The sequence below is a fragment of the Antrihabitans stalagmiti genome (assembly GCF_016482825.1).
Classification (GTDB): Bacteria; Actinomycetota; Actinomycetes; order Mycobacteriales; family Mycobacteriaceae; genus Antrihabitans; species Antrihabitans stalagmiti.
This window is the reverse complement of sequence record NZ_JAEMNV010000002.1, coordinates 87,287-104,521: the sequence shown is the minus strand read 5'-3', so window position 1 is coordinate 104,521 and position 17,235 is coordinate 87,287. Positions and strand designations below refer to the sequence as shown.

The window sequence follows — 17,235 nt, the reverse complement described above, 5'->3', positions numbered from 1 at the left end:
TCCGTATTACCCTGCAGCGAGCGTGTGGTGTCCGCTCCTTCTGGCCCGCATAGCGGCCGATCGATCGAACGTTTACCCACCCTAGGGTGCATTTTCCGTATCCGTGATACCTATGCCTACCTCGTGCCACAAGTAGGTAGTGTTCGCCGATGTGGTGCGGGGGTCACATCCCGCAATCTAATTCACATGACTACTGCGACAGGATCTTCCGCTCGCCTCCGCCTGGTTGCGGACACCGAGCGTTGCGCCCCCCATTGCGCTCGGCTGTGCACGGACGAGGGAATGGCTGCCATCATGGCTGCCGACCGCGGACTGCTGCAGTGGCGGGCAACCAACAGCCTCGGCGATTCGGGTCTGGCAGAACAGGCGGTGCAGGAGACCTTCCTGCGGGCGTGGAAAGCGTGCCGGACGTTCGACGACCGGGCGGGGTCGGTGCGGGCCTGGTTGCTCGCGATTCAACGCAACCTCGTCATCGACATTGCGCGAAGCCGCGCGATTCGGCCCGGCGACACGCACTGGGACGAGATCGACGACATGATGAGCCACACCCACAAGATCGCCGACTTCACGAACGCACTCGCCGAATCCTGGTACGTCGAGGAATTGCTCGACCGACTGCCCGCATCGCAGCGTGAAGCTGTCGCACTCGTCGTCGTCGCCGATCGGCCGTACCAGGACGTTGCCACCGAACTCGGTGTCCCGGTCGGCACTTTGAAGAGTCGAGTGCACTACGGGTTGCGCACTCTGCGCGGACAGCTTGCCGTCATCGACGCTGCTTAAGCGCCTTCGCGTGCGGTCCAGCGTGGCCTTCGGCGATTCGGCTGAGAAATAGGCAGTCGGTACCGATGTACGAAGGCCCCTGGCGGGGCGAAAATTGAACCGAAACCGTGACGGACAGCCCATCCGACGGTCGACTTCCAACAGAGGATTCACCATGAAACGCCGAGGCCCTTTGCTGACCCTGGCGGCCGCAGCCGTCCTGGGCATGGCATTACTGATAACCAACATCTCGAAGCAGGAAGAACCGAACAAGCCGGCGCCCGCAGCACAGTCGCAACCGGCTGTCGCGGAGTCGGCAGGACCCGCGCCGACGGCCGGCGACGCTCCGGCGGCGGCCGCGCCGTTTCCGGCGAAGCAGGACTACGTCGACAACGAGATCGCGACCGCGACCGGGGTGATCACGCTGTCGATCACGATCGAGGGTGACAAAGCGATCGCGTATGCCTGCGACGGCAACACGATCGAGACCTGGCTGAAAGGTAGCGCCGTCGGTGGCGAGCTGTCACTTGCGAACGCAGACAACACGTCTCGCCTCGACGGCCGTCTGGACGGACCCGACCTGGCAGGCACATTGTTCATCGGTGACAAGAGTTGGCCGTACGTCGCCGCGCCGGTGGCACCGCCCGCCGGCATCTACGTGAATACCGTCGACGGGTCGCGACAGAGCTGGATCGTGGCAGCGGACGGCACGGTGACCGGCGTCCAACGCGGACCCGGCGGGGTGACGTCCCCGGCCCCGGCGTTGAGCCCGAACGGGACCGCCGTCGTCGACGGCGAGACTGTGACGGCCGTTCAGGTGAGCGGCGGTGACGTCGATGTCTTCTGACGACATCACCGTTGTCCAGCGCACGTCCCGCGGACCGTCCGCGGGTGCGATCCTGGTGCCGTTGCTGATCGGAGCGTTGGTAACCGTGGCGCTCGGGGTGTACTCGAAGGTCCACAACCCACAGTTCTTTTCGATCAACGTCGCTGGATTTTCGGGTCCTCTTGCCGTGAAGTCGTGGCTCGGCACGGTCGCCGCCGCGCTGGCCGTGCTCCAGTTGTTCTCTGCGGCAGCGATATACGGCAAGATTCCGGCAATCGGATCGCCGCAGTGGATCGGTGTCGTGCACGTCTGGTCGGGTCGACTCGCCGTGCTTGCAACCGTTCCTGTCGCGGTCCACTGTCTGTACGCACTCGGTTTCGAGGACACGACGACGCGGGTGTTGGTGCACTCGTTGCTCGGTTGCTTCTTCTACGGCGTATTCACCGCAAAGATGCTGCTGCTGACCAAGCAGGGGTTGCCGGGCTGGGTCATTCCAGTGTTCGGTGGGGTGGTGTTCGCCGGACTTATCGGGTTGTGGCTTACGTCGTCGCTGTGGTTCTTCCAAGAAAAAGGCATCACGTTCTGATGTAGTGAACCCGAAGCTCTGCTGCCACGTGAAAAGACAGTGCAGCTGCGTCGACAGCCCTCGGCGCAGCTGACAACCACGACCACGATTACGGAGTTACGACATGCAACTCGACGACCCTCAGCTCACTCGCCGGACAGTTGTCGCAGGCGCGGGAATTGCGGCAGCGGCCACGGCATTGGCGGCGTGCACCACCTACGGCAAGGACTCGGCGCCTGCCGGATCTGCAGCAACACCCGCGCCGGTGGTGCCTGCGCCTGCGAACGGTGCAGCGCCCGTCGATGCCATCGCCAAGACGTCCGACATTCCGGTCGGCTCAGGCAAGATTCTCGGCGACATCGTCGTCACGCAACCGACTGCGGGGGATTTCCGCGGGTTCTCCTCGACGTGCACGCACCAGGGATGTCTTGTCAACGAGATCTCCGATGGCACGATCATCTGCCCGTGTCACGCGAGTTCGTTCAACCTCGACGGCACGGTCGCGGGTGGTCCGGCGCCGTCGCCGCTGCCGGGTATCGGCATCGCGGTGCAGGGTGACTCGATTGTGAAGACCTAGCTCTTCGGAAAGTCCGGCGTTACCTGATCGAAGCGCCGAAGGTGGCCTCGACACGCCTCCTTCCCCGAACAACAGTTCCGTAACGGCCTGCTCGCAGCCTTGTCAGTTGAGGCCAATGTTGCGACAGTGGCTAACGGGATTGATGTCAACTAGTGGGGAAGGAGGCGGCACGGCGATATTGGCGTGCCGATCCGAATGAAGAAAAGCCTTATGAAAGCCGGGCTTTGCCTCGCTGTCGCATCGACGTTGGCGTTGCCCGCTACCGCGCATGCCGCACCGACGAAGCCTGCGCCGACAACACCGACCGAAACGACGGAACCAGCCGCGCCTGCCGACATGAGCACGAAGCTCGCGGGGCGCACGGTCTTCCTCGATCCTGGTCATCAGGGCACCGGACATTCCGAAAACCTGTCCCGTCAGGTCGACGACGGACGCGGTGGCACGAAGGATTGCCAGACCACCGGGATGACGAGTATGAACGGCGTCCCCGAGCACACCATTGCCTGGAACGTCTCGCAGCTGATCAAGACATCGCTGGAAAGCCTCGGCGCCAGTGTTGTGCTCAGTCGCAACGACGACACCGGCTGGGGCGGCTGCGTCGACGAGCGCGCCGCGGCGGCAAGCAAATCGGGCGCAGACGTCGCGGTCAGCATTCACGCCGACGGCGCACCCGCCGAGGATCACGGCTTCCACCTCATCATCCCGCAGTTACCGATACCGAGTGCTGCCGCGGACAAGGCGCAGTCCGAAGGCGGTCTCGCAGCGTCGAAGGACGTGCGTGACGCATACGTGAAGGCAGGCTTCAGCCCGGCCAACTACGCCGGTGTGGACGATGGACTGCAAACGCGAAGCGACGTTGCAGGTCCCGCGCTCACCACCGTTCCACTCGTCTTCGTCGAGATGGGCAACGGCGCGAACGCAGAGGACGCCGCGCTGCTGGAGAACGGCGACGGCCAACTCAAGCATGCCATCGCCATCACCACCGGAATCGTGACCTACCTGCTCGACGGCAGCCCCGATATCACGACCCCGGCCCGTGGCACACCGCCGAAGTCCACAGCACCGAGTTCGTCGGAGTCCGACGAGTTCTCGGACGAATCGTCGGACACCGAGACCCCCAAGACACCGAAAGCCAAGACGACACCGAAAGCCAGTACGCCGAAGGCGGACAAGTCGGGGACCGGAAGCTCCGGTGACTCCGTGCCAGCAACGATCATGGAGATCGTGCGCCCGCTGCTCAATGCACTCGGTGTAGGTAGCGCCGAGTCGATGGTCGACGACGAGATGTTCGGCCTGGTCTCGAATTTGGCGAGTCAGCTACTCGGCCTCGGGCTCGGTGCCTTTCAGGGAACTCGCTAGTCCGCCTGTTTCGGAAGCTCGCCCCGTCGCAGAAACGCCGACAGCGCGGCACCGACTGCGTCAGGATTCTCCACCTGAGGATAGTGACCGGTCGGTGGCGCGGCGTCGAGCACCACGAACTCCGCGTCGGGTAGCCGCTCGCGTAGCCGTGGCAGCACGTGGCCTCCGCTGACGGGATCGGCCGTACCCCAGACGAACAGTGTCGAGCCGGCGTAGGACTCCAACGCCTGCTGCCAACGTTTCGCATTGACTTTGCGTTCGTCGATGTACTGCAACAACGCGTGCTGGACTCGTTTGCCGCGGTTGCTCGAGGTCGACACCCACATCTCGTGCAGGACATCGTCGGCCACGGGCCTGCCGAAAACCTTCCTCAGCGATGCCGAGAAAGTACGTTCGCTGGCGGCGCGGGACAGCAACCCGCCGATCGGACCGTGGATCAACTTCTGAATCCTGATGGGACGGTGCAGGTCCGGGTACAGACCTCCGTTCAGCCAGGCCATGGACGTGATCCGATCGGAGCGCCGCGCAAGCAGTTCCTGCGCAACGCTCACACCGTAGTCGTGTGCGACCAAGTCGGTTTCGCTGATGTTCAGTGCCGCCCACACCCCCTCGACGAGCGTCGCCTGCTCGGTCAGGAGGTAGTCGTGTGGATGTGGCTTGTCGCTCGCGCCGAACCCGAGAAAGTCGAGAGTGGTTACCCGGCAACCAGCTTCGACGAGGGCGGGTAGGGCCAGCGACCAGTCGTGCGAGGAGGTCGGGAAGCCGTGCAGCAACGTCACGGGCCGACCGTCCGACGGCCCGTCCTGACGCACGAAGAGCGTGTGCTCTCCGACCTGCATCCTGTTGCCTGCGGCGATCCACTCTGTCAGCGTCGGTTCCACGACTGCAGGCTACGCCGCGCCGAACGTCGCAACCCCGGCGCTAGGGTGGTCGTCGTGAAGAACCCGATTCCCGTCGTGATCGTCGCGGGCTACCTCGGGTCGGGTAAGACGACGCTGCTCAATCATCTGCTGCACAACAGCGGTGGTGCTCGCATCGGTGTCGTCGTGAACGACTTCGGCAGTATCAACATCGACTCGATGCTTGTCGCCGGCCAGGTCGACTCGATGGTGTCCCTCGGCAACGGCTGCCTCTGCTGCGCTGTCGACGTCAGCGAGATGGACGACCTGTTCGCCCGGCTTGCGCACCCCCGATCCGAGATCGACGTCATCGTCGTCGAGGCAAGTGGACTCGCTGAGCCGAAGAGTCTGATCAGGTTGGTTCTCGGCAGTGCCAATCCGCATATCGCCTACGGGGGACTGATCGAAGTTGTGGACGCGGCCGAGTTCGCCGAGACACGCGAGCGGCATCCCGAAATCGATCAGCACCTGCGGCTCGCCGACCTCGTCCTCGTCAACAAGGCGGACAGGGTTGCTGCAGAACAGCTTTCGGCGACGGTCGCGACGGTTCGCGGCATCGTCGAGCAGGTTCCCGTGCTCGCAACCGCCGAGGCGCGGATCGATCCGCGGCTGCTGTTCGACCCGAAGACGGTGCCTGCGACGGGACAGCTGTCCCTCGACCAGCTACTGATCGAGGACCATCACCACGAGCCAGGCGAACCGCGAACCCACCGGCACCTGCACGACGATTACGACAGCGTGAGCTTCGTAACGCCGACGCCGCTGCATCCGGTCAGGCTGCTCGAGTTCCTGGAGGACCTACCGGTCGGAGTGTTCCGGGTGAAGGGTTTCGCCAGGTTTGCCGTCGCCGGCGAGAAGCGAAAGTTCGTCGTGCACAACGTGGGCCGTCATCTGCGTATCCGTGCGACGCGCTGGGTCGCGAGTGACCTACGGGAGACGCAGTTGGTGGTCATAGGCACGAAGCTCGATGTGGAGGCGATCCGCGGACGACTCGACGCCGCGGTGCACACCGGCACGGTGCTCGAGCAGCAGGCGATGCTCGGCATTCACCGATACCTGGAGCGTTAGCGGTCGTCGCGGTGTTGATCCGGCGGGGGCAGAAACGCGATCGACAGCAGTGACTTCACGAACGATCGCAGTGCTTGTTCGTCGGCGGTGTCGACGATCCCGTCCGTGGTGATGAGCGAGGCGATGATGCGGAAGGCCCACTCGGAGATCGCGCGCGGGCTCATCTTCGCCAGTTGCTCCGGGGTGAACAACCGCTCGAAATGTGGTGTGAGAGCGCCGGTTGCAACCTCGACGATCGGCTTCGACCTGGTTGTGAACCAGGGCAGGACGATCTCCGGACTGTCGCGCAGCCCCTTCTGCAGTAGTTCGTGATCGCGCGCGTAGATGACCGTGTAGACGATCGCGTCGACGAATCCGACTTCGAGCAGCTTCTCGCGGCCGCGGAGGATCGGGTCGAGAACAGCTAGGTACTTGGTCAGTTCGCGCTGGAACAGTGCGTCGACGATTGCGGCCTGGTCGCCGAAGTACTTGTACAGAGTCGGACGCGAGAACCCTGCGCGCTGCGCGATGACGGCGTGCAGGCGTGTGTTGTAACCGTTTTCGACAAGGCACAGTTCGGCGGCATCGAGGATTCGCTCCCTGATGCTCGCGGGATCTACCGAGTTGGCCGAGGTCACTGGCGTGATTGTAAATGCACCCGCTTCTGGTGTGGCCAATGTTAACGATTGTCACAGGTATTCCTTGACCGACAGACTCGGCAGGTTTACGTTTTAGGGACCAACGAAAACAATCTGCGCGAGCTGGTTCAACGACGAACACGAGGGTGCGACGATGACGCGAGCTGTCGACAAAGAGACCGTAGCGAGCAGGCTCCTCAAAGGGTCGATCAAGCATTCCTACGCGCCGGCCGTCGATATCGATTGGGACGCACCACTTCACGAGGGAAAGTACTTTCTTCCGCCCACCGTGCTTTCGCTATATCGGACGCCGATGTGGGAGACGATGAGCGAAGCGCAGCGTATCGAGCTGTCCCGCCAGGAGGCCGCGAACATTCTCAGCGTCGGCATCTGGTTCGAGAACATTCTCAACCAGGCACTGTTGAGGTCGCTGCTGCACAACGACCCGAGTTCGCTGCACTCGCGGTACATGCTGACCGAGATGGGCGACGAATGTCGACACATGACCATGTTCGGGCGAGCCATCGAACAGATGGGTGCAAAGCCGTACCAGTTGCACTGGTATCAGAGTGTCGTCGTCAATATTCTGCCCAAGTTCTTCCGTGGCACGATGTTGTGGGTCGCTGCGCTGATCGGTGAGGAAATCTTCGATGCGACGCAGCGGCGTGTCCTCGACGACCCCGAACTGCAGCCGATGATCAAGCGGCTCATGCAAATTCACGTCACCGAGGAATCCAGGCACATCCGGTTTGCTCGCGAAGGTGTCCGGCGTCGTGCCGCGGAGACCCATCCGATCGAGCGGCTGTGGGTCGGTTCGATCAACGGCGTCGGTGGACCGCTCTTCCAACGCCTGTTCACCAATCCCGTGATGTACAAGCGTGCTGGACTCGATCCGGTTGAGGCGCGGCGTCAAGCGCGGTCCAATCCGCACTTCCAGGACGTCCAGAAACGTGGATTCGAAAGCCTCGCAGCATTTCTCGCCGAGAACGGCTTGATGTTGGCGCCTGCGCGCGCATTGTGGCGACGCGGCCGGTTCCTGTGAGTGAACGCTTTCACGACGTCCTGATCGTCGGGACCGGGTTCGCCGGCCTCTGTATGGCTATCAAGCTGAAGGAGTCGGGTCGGCACAACTTCGTCGTGCTGGAGAAGGCCGACCGCGTCGGCGGAACGTGGCGAGAGAACACCTACCCGGGCTGTGGTTGCGACGTCATGTCCCTGATGTATTCGTTCTCGTTCGCGCCGAATCGCAAGTGGACGCGGATGTACGCTCGGCAGCCCGAGATTCTCGACTACATCGAGCGCGTCGTCGCGGAATACGATCTGGCGCACCATATTCGATTTGGTTCCGAGGTGATCGCCTACGATTTCGACGAGGCAGCGGACCTGTGGCACGTCAGGACGCGCGGCGGAACCTCCTACACAGCGCGGATCGTCGTCGCCGGGCCTGGCCCGCTCCACAAGCCGAGCATCCCGACCTTCCCCGGCCGAGAAACGTTCACAGGTCCTACGTTTCACTCCGCCGAGTGGGACCATTCCGTCGATCTGGCAGGCAAAAGGGTCGCCGTCATCGGCACCGGCGCAAGCGCTGTCCAGTTCGTACCCGAGATCGCCAAGCACGCCGCGCATGTCGACGTCTTTCAGCGCACGCCGCACTGGATCCTTCCGAAGCTGGACCGCGCAATCTCGCGACGGGAGAAGCAGGCCTTCGACCGGGTGCCAGGTGTTCAACGTGCCTACCGTGGCGCCATCTACTGGGCACACGAATACCTGATTCTCGGCTTCATGCATCCGAAGCTGATGAGAGGACTCGAATCGGCTGCCCGTGGTCTGCTGCACAAACAGGTCCGCGATCCCGAGCTACGTGCGGTGCTCACTCCCGACTACACGATCGGCTGCAAGCGAATACTGGTCTCCAGCAACTACTATCCGACGCTGCAGCGCTCCGACGTCGACCTGGTGACCGCCGGAATAGCCGGATTCACCGAGACTGGTATCCGGACCGTGGACGGCGAAGTCCACGATGCCGATGTCGTCGTCTACGGAACCGGCTTCGAGATCAGCGAAAGGTTCACCCACGAGCACATCGTCGGCCGCGGTGGTCTGAGCATCACGACGGCCTGGCGTGACGGGATGGAGGCCTATCTGGGTGTGGCGGTCGCGGGGTTCCCGAACTTCTTCCTCATGATGGGACCCAACTCCGGTGGCGGTAATCAGTCGATCGTTTTCGTGATCGAGGCCCAGGCGCGTTACATCGTCGAATGTCTGGCGATGATGGACGCTCAGGACGCCACTCGCATCGAGGTTCGCGCAGGCATGCAACGTGATTTCAATCGACAGGTACATGCCGAACTCGAAGGCTCGGTGTGGAATTCGGGCGGCTGCGAGAGCTGGTACCTCGACGAGACGGGGCGCAATCGCGCCGCATGGCCTGGGTCGAGTGTGTCGTACTGGCGTCGAATGCGCTCACCCGAGCGACGGGCCTACGAGTTGAGCAGCGTCGACGAGCGCGAACCTGACACCGAATTCAGCGGTGCCGCAGTACTTTCCGCGGGGGAGCGGACGCGACATGTCGATGTTCACCTCAACGGTCACCTGGAACCGCTCGACGGCAAGTATCACTGGTACGGACGAGTGGTCGGCGATATCGACGAGTTCAAGAAGCCAAGCGGATCGCCGCTGCTGCTGACCATCGGCGACGGACCCGCTACGCCAGCCGCGTTGGCGGACAAGGATCCGTGGGGCAACTACCGGATCACCGGAGTCGGTCGCGCGCCGTGGGAATCGACGGCTGTCGTCGGTTCCGGGTGAGCGAGGGGTTCGTCAGATACCGACCCACTCGCTGACGCCATCGGCGAAGTGCTGGCGCTTCCAGATCGGTACTTCGTGCTTGATGCGTTCGACCAGCTCGGCGCACGCGGCGAAGGCTTCGGCGCGATGCGGCGCAGCGACGGCAGCAACGAGAGCAAGGTCGCCGATCGACAACGACCCGACCCGATGGATGGCGGCAACGGGCAGGCCACTCGAGGCAGCGACGTCGTCGCAGCAGGTCTTCAAGAACTTCTCCGCGTCCGGGTGCGCCTGATATTCGAGCAGCGACACCGCTTGCCCGCCATCGTGATTGCGCACCACCCCGGTGAAGACGACAACCGCGCCGTGTTCGGGTCCGGCGACCGCAGCGTCCACGACCGCAGCGTCCAACGGTTCCGACGAAATTCGGGCGAGTTGTGCCGTCATTGGTGTGCACCGTCCTCATGGGGGCCGCCACCGGCGACTTGATCGACAAGGTGCCCGAGAATCGGTTCGAGCACCGCCAGACCGTCCCGAACGCCGCCGGGGGAGCCGGGCAGGTTGACCACTACCGTCGTGCCTGCCAAACCGGCAACGCCGCGACTCAGCGACGCATGTGGGAACTTCGCCGCTCCGCGCGCGCGAATCGCCTCGGCGACGCCGGGAAGCTCGCGGTCGAGGATCGCGAGTGTGGCTTCCGGTGTCGCGTCGGTCGGAGACGCGCCGGTCCCACCTGTGCTGATGACGACCGCGGGTGCACCCGCGAGTGCATCGGCGAGACCTGTCTTGATGTCCGCGTCTGCGTAGACGAGTGGTCCACGGGCGGTAAAACCCTGTCCGGTAAGCCATTCGACGATCTGAGGTCCGGTTGTGTCGGCTCTGGTGCCATTCGCTCCACCGGTCGAGGCGACGAGCACGACCGCGGACCTAGGACCGAGTTCTGCCGGTGCCTGCGTCGGCGTTCGTTCCCAGTGTCCGCGTTTGCCGCCGTCCTTGGTCAACAGTCGAACGCCGTCGATGCTCGCCGCCGGGTCGACCGCTTTCACCATGTCGTGCAACGTCAAACCGGCTATCGCGACGGCCGTCAAAGCTTCCATCTCGACGCCGGTCGGCCCTTTCGTCTTCGCCGTCGCCTCGATCGTGATCGAGGTTTCGGTGAAGCCGAACGACACCTCCACCGACGACAGCGCGAGCTGGTGACAGAGTGGGATCAGCTCGGAGGTCTTCTTGGCACCTGCGATACCGGCGATTCTGGCGGTCGCGAGCACGTCGGCCTTCGGCAGGTCGTCGGCCCGTACGAGCGCGACAACGGCTGCGGTCGTTCGCAGTTCGCCGGCAGCCACAGCGATGCGCGCGGTGTCGAATTTCGCGCTGACGTCGACCATCCGCGCGCGTCCCTCGCGGTCGACGTGCGACAGTTCACTCACAGCTCTTGTACCTGCACGTGTGCACCAGCTTCCAATACCGTCACCTCTGCGGGAATGTCGATGAGAACGTCGGCCAGCGCCATCCCGGCGACCAGATGCGAACCCGGTCCCGAGACGAGTTCGACTGTGTCATCTACTTTGCGGCCGCGGAGAAACTGCTGCCGGTCCGGTACCGAGGTAAGCGAAGCGGCAAGGCGCACTTCGTAGCCGGCGAGGTCGGGGAGGCCGGCCGCGCGTCGCAACAGGGGTCGAGCAAACACCTCGAACGAGACGAGGGTGCTCACCGGATTGCCGGGAAAACTCAACACGGGCACGCCGTCGACGACAGTCGAACCCTGCGGACCGCCCGGTTGCATTGCGACATGGCCGAATTCGCCACCGAGAGGCGTCAGCGCATCTTTGACAACTTCGAAGTCGCCCATCGACACCCCACCCGAGGTGAAGACCACGTCGGCGTCTTCGATTGCAGCAGTGAGAAGTTCACGGAACTCGGCGACGTCGTCGCTGCTCCTCGACACCGAGGTGACGTCGACACCGTTGGCCCGCAGGCTCGTCGCAAGCGCGATACCGTTCGAGTCGTAGATCTGTCCAGGCTGCAATGCTGTTCCTGCAGCAACCAATTCGGCACCGGTGGTGATGACCGCCGCACGTGGTCGTCGCCGCACCTCGACAGTCCGGACACCGACCGCTGCAAGCACGGCGACGTGCCTCGGTGCCAGCAGTACACCCGCACTGAGCAGGCGTTCGCCTGTTCGGACATCGGTGCCGGGCTCGCGGACGAACTCGCCGACCGAACGAGAGCGAGTGACGGTGACCCGATCACCGCTGGTGGTCGTGTCTTCGACGGGGACCACACAATCGGCGCCCGGTGGAACCGGTGCTCCGGTCATGACTTTGACTGCTGTCCCCGACGCGAAGGCGGCGGGTCCGGCGTCGCCGGCAGCAACCGTCTGCAGCACCGGCAGCTCGACGGGTACCGCGGCGATCGAGGCTGCATCGACGGCGTACCCGTCCATCTGCGAATTCCGGAACTGCGGCAGGTCCATCGGCGCGGTCACATCGACGGCGAGCAGCCTGCCGAGCGCAGCGTCGAGTTCGACGGTTTCGGCGGGAAGGGAGTCGAGCGCACTCAACAGCTGTGCGACGTGGCGACGATATTCGGCCACAGTTCGACGGGTCATGGGATCAGGTTATAGGTGCTCCTCTACGCGGGATCCCGCCACGGGGAGAGGCTCGAGAACTCCTGCTCGGAGCGACAGCGGCATACTGGTGAACATGACGATGGTTTCAGTGGGTATCCCCACCGTGCGCTCCGGCGCGCGGCCATCGCTCGACGGCCGACCTGACGTGCCGCAGCTGCTCGACAAGTTCGGCCGAGTTGCCAAAGACCTCAGGGTTTCGATCACCGAAAAGTGTTCGCTGCGGTGCACGTATTGCATGCCGGAAGAGGGTCTGCCCGCGATCCCCGCCGACGAGTTGCTCAGCGCGACCGAGATCGTCCGGCTCGTCACCATCGCCGTTCGGCAGCTCGGCGTCGAAGAGGTGCGGTTCACCGGCGGCGAACCGCTGATGCGTCGGGACCTGGAAGAGATCATCGCAGGCTGCGCGGAGGCCGTGCCGGGCACACCGCTGTCGATGACGACCAACGCGGTGGGTTTGCAGCACCGGGCCGCCGCACTCGCAAAGGCGGGGTTGGGGCGAATCAACGTCTCGCTCGACTCGGTCGATCGCGCGCAGTTCGCGCAGCTCACCCGCCGAGACCGGCTGCAGTCGGTGCTTGCAGGTATCACCGCGGCGCGAGCCGCAGGGCTGACGCCGATCAAGGTCAACGCCGTGCTGATGCCGCAAACGATCGACGGTGCCGTCGACCTACTGCAGTGGTGCCATGATGCGGGCGTCGAACTGAGGTTCATCGAAGAGATGCCACTCGACGCCGACCACGAATGGGCGCGCGACAACATGATCACCGCGGAACGCCTGCTCGGTGTCCTCGGCGAACATTTCGAACTTGTCGAGGTCGGGCGGGACGACCCGTCGTCGCCGGCCGAGGCATGGACGGTCGACGGGGGTCCTGGCACGGTCGGCATCATTGCCTCGGTCACACGGTCGTTCTGCTCGGACTGCGATCGGACGAGGCTCACCGCAGACGGCAGGGTGCGTTCTTGCTTGTTCAGCGATCAGGAGATCGACCTGCGTGACTCGCTTCGCAACGGCGCATCCGACGACGACATCGCGATGGCGTGGCGGGGCGCAATGTGGAACAAATGGGCAGGACACGGCATCAACGTCGACGGGTTCACCCCACCCGAGCGAAGCATGGGCGCGATCGGTGGTTGAGGTCCGCTACTTCGCCGCCATCGCCGACGCGACGGGTTGCGCCAAGGAAACACTCGACGCCGGCACGGTTGGCGAACTCCGACGAATCCTGATCACGAAGTACGGCGCTGGAATGGACCGGATGCTCACGGTCTCCGCGTATCTGGTCGGTGACGAGTTGACCCGCGACGACAGCACCGTTCTCGGCGATCGCGTCGACGTTCTTCCGCCTTTTGCCGGAGGCTGAGTCAATCCCGCCGAGGACTCCGTTGCAGCGGCGTAAGGTCCGAGATCCGGGTACCGGATCGATGGGAAACCTATGTCAACGCAGACATTTCGGTTCAGAGAATTCGAAGAAGCTGTCTTTCACCTCGAACAGGCGTCGAGTCCATGGAACTTGCTCATCGAGGTCGGCGCCACCGGCTCGCTCGACCTGAGTCGACTCGATCGCGCCATCCGTACCGCCGCCGCTCGACACCCTCTCGCGCGGGCGCGATTGCAGGATTGGAGCCGACTCGACCGGTCCTACCGGTGGCTGGTGCCGGACAGCTTCGACCTTGACCCGCTCAACGCCGTCGACTGTCCTGACCCCGATCGGCTTGCCGAAATTCGAGCCAACCTGGCAAGTGCGCCCATACCGCTGAGCCTTGCGCCGGGCTTTCGCGTCGTGCTTGCGCACGGTCGCGTCGGCGACACGGTGCTGTTCGCGTTCAGCAACGTCGCTTTCGACAGTGTCGGCGCCTACCGCTTCGTCCAGTCCGTCGCCAGCGCGTACCGCTCGGCAACCGATCCCTCGGACGTCGTTCCGATCGAGGTGGCGCGAGCACTCGACAAACGATTGTCCGCCACCGATTGGCGGGAGTGGACCAGTCGTGCGCTGCAGAGCGCGGCGCGGTTGGTCGACGGACTCCGCGGACCGTCTCGCGTTGCGACACAGGGTGAATCGCCGCATCCGGGTTCGGGCGTCGTCATTCGACAACTCGGCTCCGATCAAACAGATCTGCTGCTGCACGGCAGACCGGACCGTGCCACGCTCAACGACGTACTTCTTGCAGGGCTCCAGCTGACGATCGACCGCTGGAACTCCGAACGGGGGTCCGCCGTCGGCCGCATCTCGTTGCTCGTTCCGGTCAACACCCGCCCGAGCGATTGGTTCTGGGACGGCGTCGGCAACTACACGTCCATGGCGTCGGTGTCGACGGATGCCTCGGACCGCGTCGACCTTGCCACGGCTACTGCGGCTATCGCAGCACAGACTGAGCCGGTGCATCGCGCGCAGCGGTCGGCAGGGCTGTTCGACCTGATGGGAATCGGCAAACGCATACCGGTCGGCGTCAAGCAGGCGCTTCCTGCACTGTTGCCCTTGACCGGGAATCGTCTCGTCGACTCGGCCGTGCTCTCCAACCTCGGCCGCGTCCCTTCGGCGCCCTATTTCGACGGCTCCGGTCCGACGTCGGTGTACTTCTCGCCGCCTGCCGCGTTGCCGATCGGTGTGAGCGTCGGTGCCGTGACCGTCGCCGGGTCGATCCATCTGTCGTTGCGTTACCTGCTCGAGCAGTTCGACGCCGAGGCTGCCGAAGCGTTCACCGACCTGCTTCTCGAACAGCTCGGTGTGACCGCTGCTGTGTCGCATCAGGTTTCGTCGTCGCAGTCGCGGCCGGAGTTGACGTCGAGTGCGCCCGTGCACGCCGAGCACCGCGTAGCAGTCGTCGGCGCTGGCTTTGCCGGACTCTGTGCGGCGATCAAACTCAAAGAAGCCGGGATCAACAAGTTCGTGCTGTTCGAAAAAGCGGACGATATCGGCGGGACGTGGCGCGACAACATCTATCCGGGCTGCGCGTGCGACGTTCCGTCACACCTGTACTCGTTCTCGTTCGAGCCCAATCCGCACTGGTCGAGGATGTTCGCTCCCCAGGCGGAAATCTGGGCGTATCAACGCCATTGCGTCGAAAAGTACGAATTGACACCACATCTGCGACTCGGTAGCGAAGTGGTCCGCCTGGAATGGGACGACGATCGCCGGTATTGGCGCATCACAACACGCGACGGCCAGGTCACTACGGCGAAGGTGGTGATCTCTGCGGTCGGCGCGTTGAGTATTCCCGCCTACCCCCGGTTGAACGGTATCGAAAAGTTCGAAGGCACCGCATTCCACTCCGCCCGTTGGGATCACGATTTCGACTTCGGCGGCAAGACCGTCGCCGTGGTCGGAACCGGTGCTTCGGCAATCCAATTCGTGCCGAAGATCGCGCCGCTTGTGGAGAAGCTGACGCTGTTCCAGCGCACGCCGCCGTGGGTGATGTCGAAGCCCGACCGCGAGATGACCGACATCGAGCAGAAAATTCTTGCCAATATTCCACTGGCGCAAAGAGTTGCGCGGAGCGGCATCTACGTGTGGATGGAAAGCCGCGTGCTCGGCCTCGCGGTGGACCCGCGAGCGATGAAAGTCGCCGAGATCTATGCGCGACGGCACATCGACAATTCGATCGACGACCCCGAGCTTCGCGCGAAGGTGACTCCCGACTACACGCTCGGCTGCAAGCGAATTCTGATGTCGGACGAGTACTACCCGGCCCTCAACCGAGACAACGTCGAGGTCGTCACCGAATCGATCGCCGAGATCGGTCCGCACGGCATCACCACCGACGACCGCGTCGAGCGGCAGGTCGACGCCATCGTCTACGGCACAGGGTTTCACGTCTCCGACCCGATCGGTCCGATGCAGGTCGTCGGCAAGGGTGGCGTCGAGATTCGTGACTCGTGGAAGGAGGGGAGTGGCATGGAGGCGTATCTCGGTGTGTCCGTTGCGGGTTTCCCCAACTTCTTTATGCTGCTCGGACCGAACACGGGACTCGGCCACACGTCGATCATCTTCATGATCGAGTCGCAGGTGAACTACGCGCTGCAGGCTGTACAGATGTTGGGCGACGACGGACTCGATTCGCTCGACGTCAAGGCCGAGGTGCAGCGCGAATTCAACGACGGTCTGCAGCAGAAGCTGGACGGAGCGGTGTGGTCGGCGGGCGGCTGCGAGAGCTGGTATCTGGATGAGTTCGGTAAGAATCGGACGCTGTGGCCGAGCTTCACCTTCGAATATTGGTATCGGACAAGGAATTTCGAGCCGGAGCTGTACACATAGGCCGCACGCGGCTCGTGCGTCTTTTCGGCGGGCCCGACCACCGAAAAGACGCACGAGCGGCGTAGCCGCCTAGCGCCACCAAACGTCCGTCGGCGTGACCGGAACCGTCCTTTTGTGGCGCGTGGCAAGGAAAGTCGACTCCAGTTTCGCGGCGACCTCGGCCGCAACGTCCTTGCCTTCGAGGTAGTCGTCGATCTGCGCGTAGGTCACCCCGAGAGCTACCTCGTCGGGCAGCGCAGGGCGGTCGTCTTCGAGGTCGGCCGTCGGCACCTTCGCCCACGTGCTCGGTGGCGCACCGAGCTCGGCAAGCAGCGCCGCGCCCTGGCGTTTGGTGAGCCCGGTGAGTGGTGTCACGTCGACCCCGCCGTCGCCGAACTTGGTGAAGAATCCTGTCACCGCTTCTGCCGCATGATCGGTGCCGACCACCAGGTGCCCGAGTTCTCCTGCGATCGCGTACTGGACGATCATCCGTTTGCGCGCTTTGACGTTGCCGCGGACGAAGTCTCGCAACCTGTCCACACCCAGCCCTGCCGCTGCGGCAGCACCGGCCGCGTCGGCACCCGGCTTGATGTCGACGACGACGCAGCGGTCGGGTGAGATGAACCGAAGCGCGATCTGAGCGTCGTCCTCGTCGGCCTGTATTCCGTACGGCAACCGGACGGCGACAAAGGTTGCCTCGTGTCCTTCGCTGCGCAGTTCTTCCGCAGCGAGTTGGCAGAGTCTGCCGGTGAGCGCGCTGTCCTGCCCGCCGCTGATCCCGAGCACAAACCCCCGTGCGGAGGTGGAGCGCAGGTAGTCCTTCAAGAACTCCACTCGACGCCTGACCTCGGCTCTTGCGTCGATGATGGGCGCGACGCCCAACTCGGCAATGATCTGCTCGCGTAGATTCGCCATGT

17 protein-coding genes are annotated in these 17,235 nt (G+C 63.8%); 11 read left to right on the top strand and 6 right to left on the bottom strand.

The genetic code is table 11. The features are described from left to right. Positions 1-282 precede the first annotated feature (282 nt). The 5 genes from JGU71_RS05030 to JGU71_RS05010 all read left to right on the top strand — a co-directional run bounded on the left by JGU71_RS05030 (position 283) and on the right by JGU71_RS05010 (position 4,086). Complete coding sequence (locus tag JGU71_RS05030; protein ID WP_233528786.1) at positions 283-780, top strand: RNA polymerase sigma factor; 498 nt, start codon at positions 283-285, stop codon at positions 778-780. A gap of 154 nt (positions 781-934) precedes the next feature. Beyond that, complete coding sequence (locus JGU71_RS05025) at positions 935-1,606, top strand: hypothetical protein (RefSeq protein WP_199702960.1); 672 nt, start codon at positions 935-937, stop codon at positions 1,604-1,606. Further along, complete coding sequence (locus JGU71_RS05020) at positions 1,596-2,171, top strand: DUF6529 family protein (protein WP_199702959.1); 576 nt, start codon at positions 1,596-1,598, stop codon at positions 2,169-2,171. Before JGU71_RS05025 ends, JGU71_RS05020 begins: the two co-directional genes overlap by 11 nt. A 103-nt stretch (positions 2,172-2,274) precedes the next feature. Then, entirely contained in the window at positions 2,275-2,727 is a 453-nt protein-coding gene (locus JGU71_RS05015) for a Rieske (2Fe-2S) protein (RefSeq protein WP_199702958.1), read from the top strand. Positions 2,728-2,922: 195 nt separating this feature from the next. Next, positions 2,923-4,086: an N-acetylmuramoyl-L-alanine amidase gene (locus tag JGU71_RS05010; protein ID WP_199702957.1), complete on the top strand. Its 1,164-nt coding sequence runs from the start codon at positions 2,923-2,925 to the stop codon at positions 4,084-4,086. On the opposite strand, the gene JGU71_RS05005 is transcribed toward JGU71_RS05010, so the two are convergent. Next, positions 4,083-4,967 (bottom strand): alpha/beta fold hydrolase, encoded by an 885-nt coding sequence (locus JGU71_RS05005; RefSeq protein ID WP_307829499.1) that lies wholly within the window; start codon positions 4,965-4,967, stop codon positions 4,083-4,085. The two genes, JGU71_RS05010 and JGU71_RS05005, sit on opposite strands and share 4 nt — an antisense overlap. A gap of 54 nt (positions 4,968-5,021) precedes the next feature. Between JGU71_RS05005 and JGU71_RS05000 the strand changes: the two genes are divergently transcribed. Next, positions 5,022-6,053, top strand: a complete 1,032-nt coding sequence (locus JGU71_RS05000) for a CobW family GTP-binding protein (RefSeq protein WP_199702956.1) — start codon at positions 5,022-5,024, stop codon at positions 6,051-6,053. Here JGU71_RS05000 and JGU71_RS04995 read toward each other — a convergent pair. Further along, positions 6,050-6,670, bottom strand: a complete 621-nt coding sequence (locus JGU71_RS04995) for a TetR/AcrR family transcriptional regulator (protein WP_199702955.1) — start codon at positions 6,668-6,670, stop codon at positions 6,050-6,052. The genes JGU71_RS05000 and JGU71_RS04995 overlap by 4 nt on opposite strands. A gap of 154 nt (positions 6,671-6,824) precedes the next feature. Here JGU71_RS04995 and JGU71_RS04990 point away from each other — a divergent pair, with 154 nt between their 5' ends. Continuing rightward, positions 6,825-7,712 carry an AurF N-oxygenase family protein gene (locus JGU71_RS04990; RefSeq protein WP_199702954.1) on the top strand — a complete coding sequence of 296 codons (888 nt, stop codon included), beginning with the start codon at positions 6,825-6,827 and terminating at the stop codon, positions 7,710-7,712. Further along, positions 7,709-9,478, top strand: a complete 1,770-nt coding sequence (locus JGU71_RS04985) for a DUF4873 domain-containing protein (protein ID WP_307829498.1) — start codon at positions 7,709-7,711, stop codon at positions 9,476-9,478. Before JGU71_RS04990 ends, JGU71_RS04985 begins: the two co-directional genes overlap by 4 nt. A gap of 12 nt (positions 9,479-9,490) precedes the next feature. Here the strand turns inward: JGU71_RS04985 and JGU71_RS04980 are convergent, their stop codons facing one another. From JGU71_RS04980 to JGU71_RS04970, 3 genes are read right to left on the bottom strand one after another with little or no spacing between them, the layout of a single operon-like run. After that, complete coding sequence (locus tag JGU71_RS04980; RefSeq protein WP_199702953.1) at positions 9,491-9,904, bottom strand: molybdenum cofactor biosynthesis protein MoaE; 414 nt, start codon at positions 9,902-9,904, stop codon at positions 9,491-9,493. After that, the gene (moaCB, locus tag JGU71_RS04975) at positions 9,901-10,884 is read right to left on the bottom strand and encodes a bifunctional molybdenum cofactor biosynthesis protein MoaC/MoaB (protein WP_199702952.1); all 984 of its coding nucleotides are present in this window, start codon (positions 10,882-10,884) and stop codon (positions 9,901-9,903) included. Before moaCB ends, JGU71_RS04980 begins: the two co-directional genes overlap by 4 nt. Next, positions 10,881-12,065 (bottom strand): molybdopterin molybdotransferase MoeA, encoded by a 1,185-nt coding sequence (locus tag JGU71_RS04970; RefSeq protein ID WP_199702951.1) that lies wholly within the window; start codon positions 12,063-12,065, stop codon positions 10,881-10,883. The genes moaCB and JGU71_RS04970 overlap by 4 nt, the downstream gene beginning before the upstream one ends. Before the next feature lie 94 nt (positions 12,066-12,159). Here JGU71_RS04970 and moaA point away from each other — a divergent pair, with 94 nt between their 5' ends. The 3 genes from moaA (at position 12,160) to JGU71_RS04955 (ending at position 16,339) form a co-directional block, all read left to right on the top strand. Further along, entirely contained in the window at positions 12,160-13,221 is a 1,062-nt protein-coding gene (moaA, locus tag JGU71_RS04965) for a GTP 3',8-cyclase MoaA (protein ID WP_199702950.1), read from the top strand. Then, positions 13,214-13,447: a MoaD/ThiS family protein gene (locus tag JGU71_RS04960; RefSeq protein WP_199702949.1), complete on the top strand. Its 234-nt coding sequence runs from the start codon at positions 13,214-13,216 to the stop codon at positions 13,445-13,447. The genes moaA and JGU71_RS04960 overlap by 8 nt, the downstream gene beginning before the upstream one ends. Positions 13,448-13,519: 72 nt before the next feature. Beyond that, positions 13,520-16,339, top strand: a complete 2,820-nt coding sequence (locus JGU71_RS04955) for an NAD(P)-binding protein (RefSeq protein WP_233528784.1) — start codon at positions 13,520-13,522, stop codon at positions 16,337-16,339. A gap of 69 nt (positions 16,340-16,408) precedes the next feature. Here the strand turns inward: JGU71_RS04955 and nadE are convergent, their stop codons facing one another. After that, positions 16,409-17,233: an NAD(+) synthase gene (gene nadE / locus JGU71_RS04950; protein ID WP_199702948.1), complete on the bottom strand. Its 825-nt coding sequence runs from the start codon at positions 17,231-17,233 to the stop codon at positions 16,409-16,411. Positions 17,234-17,235 lie beyond the last annotated feature (2 nt).

Coding starts and splice junctions, on each gene's coding strand:
- nadE (WP_199702948.1), bottom strand. CDS start 17,233: ATGGCGAATCTACGCGAGCAGATCATTGCCGAGTTGGGCGTCGCGCCC.
- JGU71_RS04970 (WP_199702951.1), bottom strand. CDS start 12,065: ATGACCCGTCGAACTGTGGCCGAATATCGTCGCCACGTCGCACAGCTG.
- JGU71_RS04955 (WP_233528784.1), top strand. CDS start 13,520: ATGTCAACGCAGACATTTCGGTTCAGAGAATTCGAAGAAGCTGTCTTT.
- JGU71_RS04990 (WP_199702954.1), top strand. CDS start 6,825: ATGACGCGAGCTGTCGACAAAGAGACCGTAGCGAGCAGGCTCCTCAAA.
- JGU71_RS05020 (WP_199702959.1), top strand. CDS start 1,596: ATGTCTTCTGACGACATCACCGTTGTCCAGCGCACGTCCCGCGGACCG.
- JGU71_RS05025 (WP_199702960.1), top strand. CDS start 935: ATGAAACGCCGAGGCCCTTTGCTGACCCTGGCGGCCGCAGCCGTCCTG.
- JGU71_RS04980 (WP_199702953.1), bottom strand. CDS start 9,904: ATGACGGCACAACTCGCCCGAATTTCGTCGGAACCGTTGGACGCTGCG.
- JGU71_RS05030 (WP_233528786.1), top strand. CDS start 283: ATGGCTGCCATCATGGCTGCCGACCGCGGACTGCTGCAGTGGCGGGCA.
- moaA (WP_199702950.1), top strand. CDS start 12,160: ATGACGATGGTTTCAGTGGGTATCCCCACCGTGCGCTCCGGCGCGCGG.
- JGU71_RS05015 (WP_199702958.1), top strand. CDS start 2,275: ATGCAACTCGACGACCCTCAGCTCACTCGCCGGACAGTTGTCGCAGGC.
- JGU71_RS05010 (WP_199702957.1), top strand. CDS start 2,923: ATGAAGAAAAGCCTTATGAAAGCCGGGCTTTGCCTCGCTGTCGCATCG.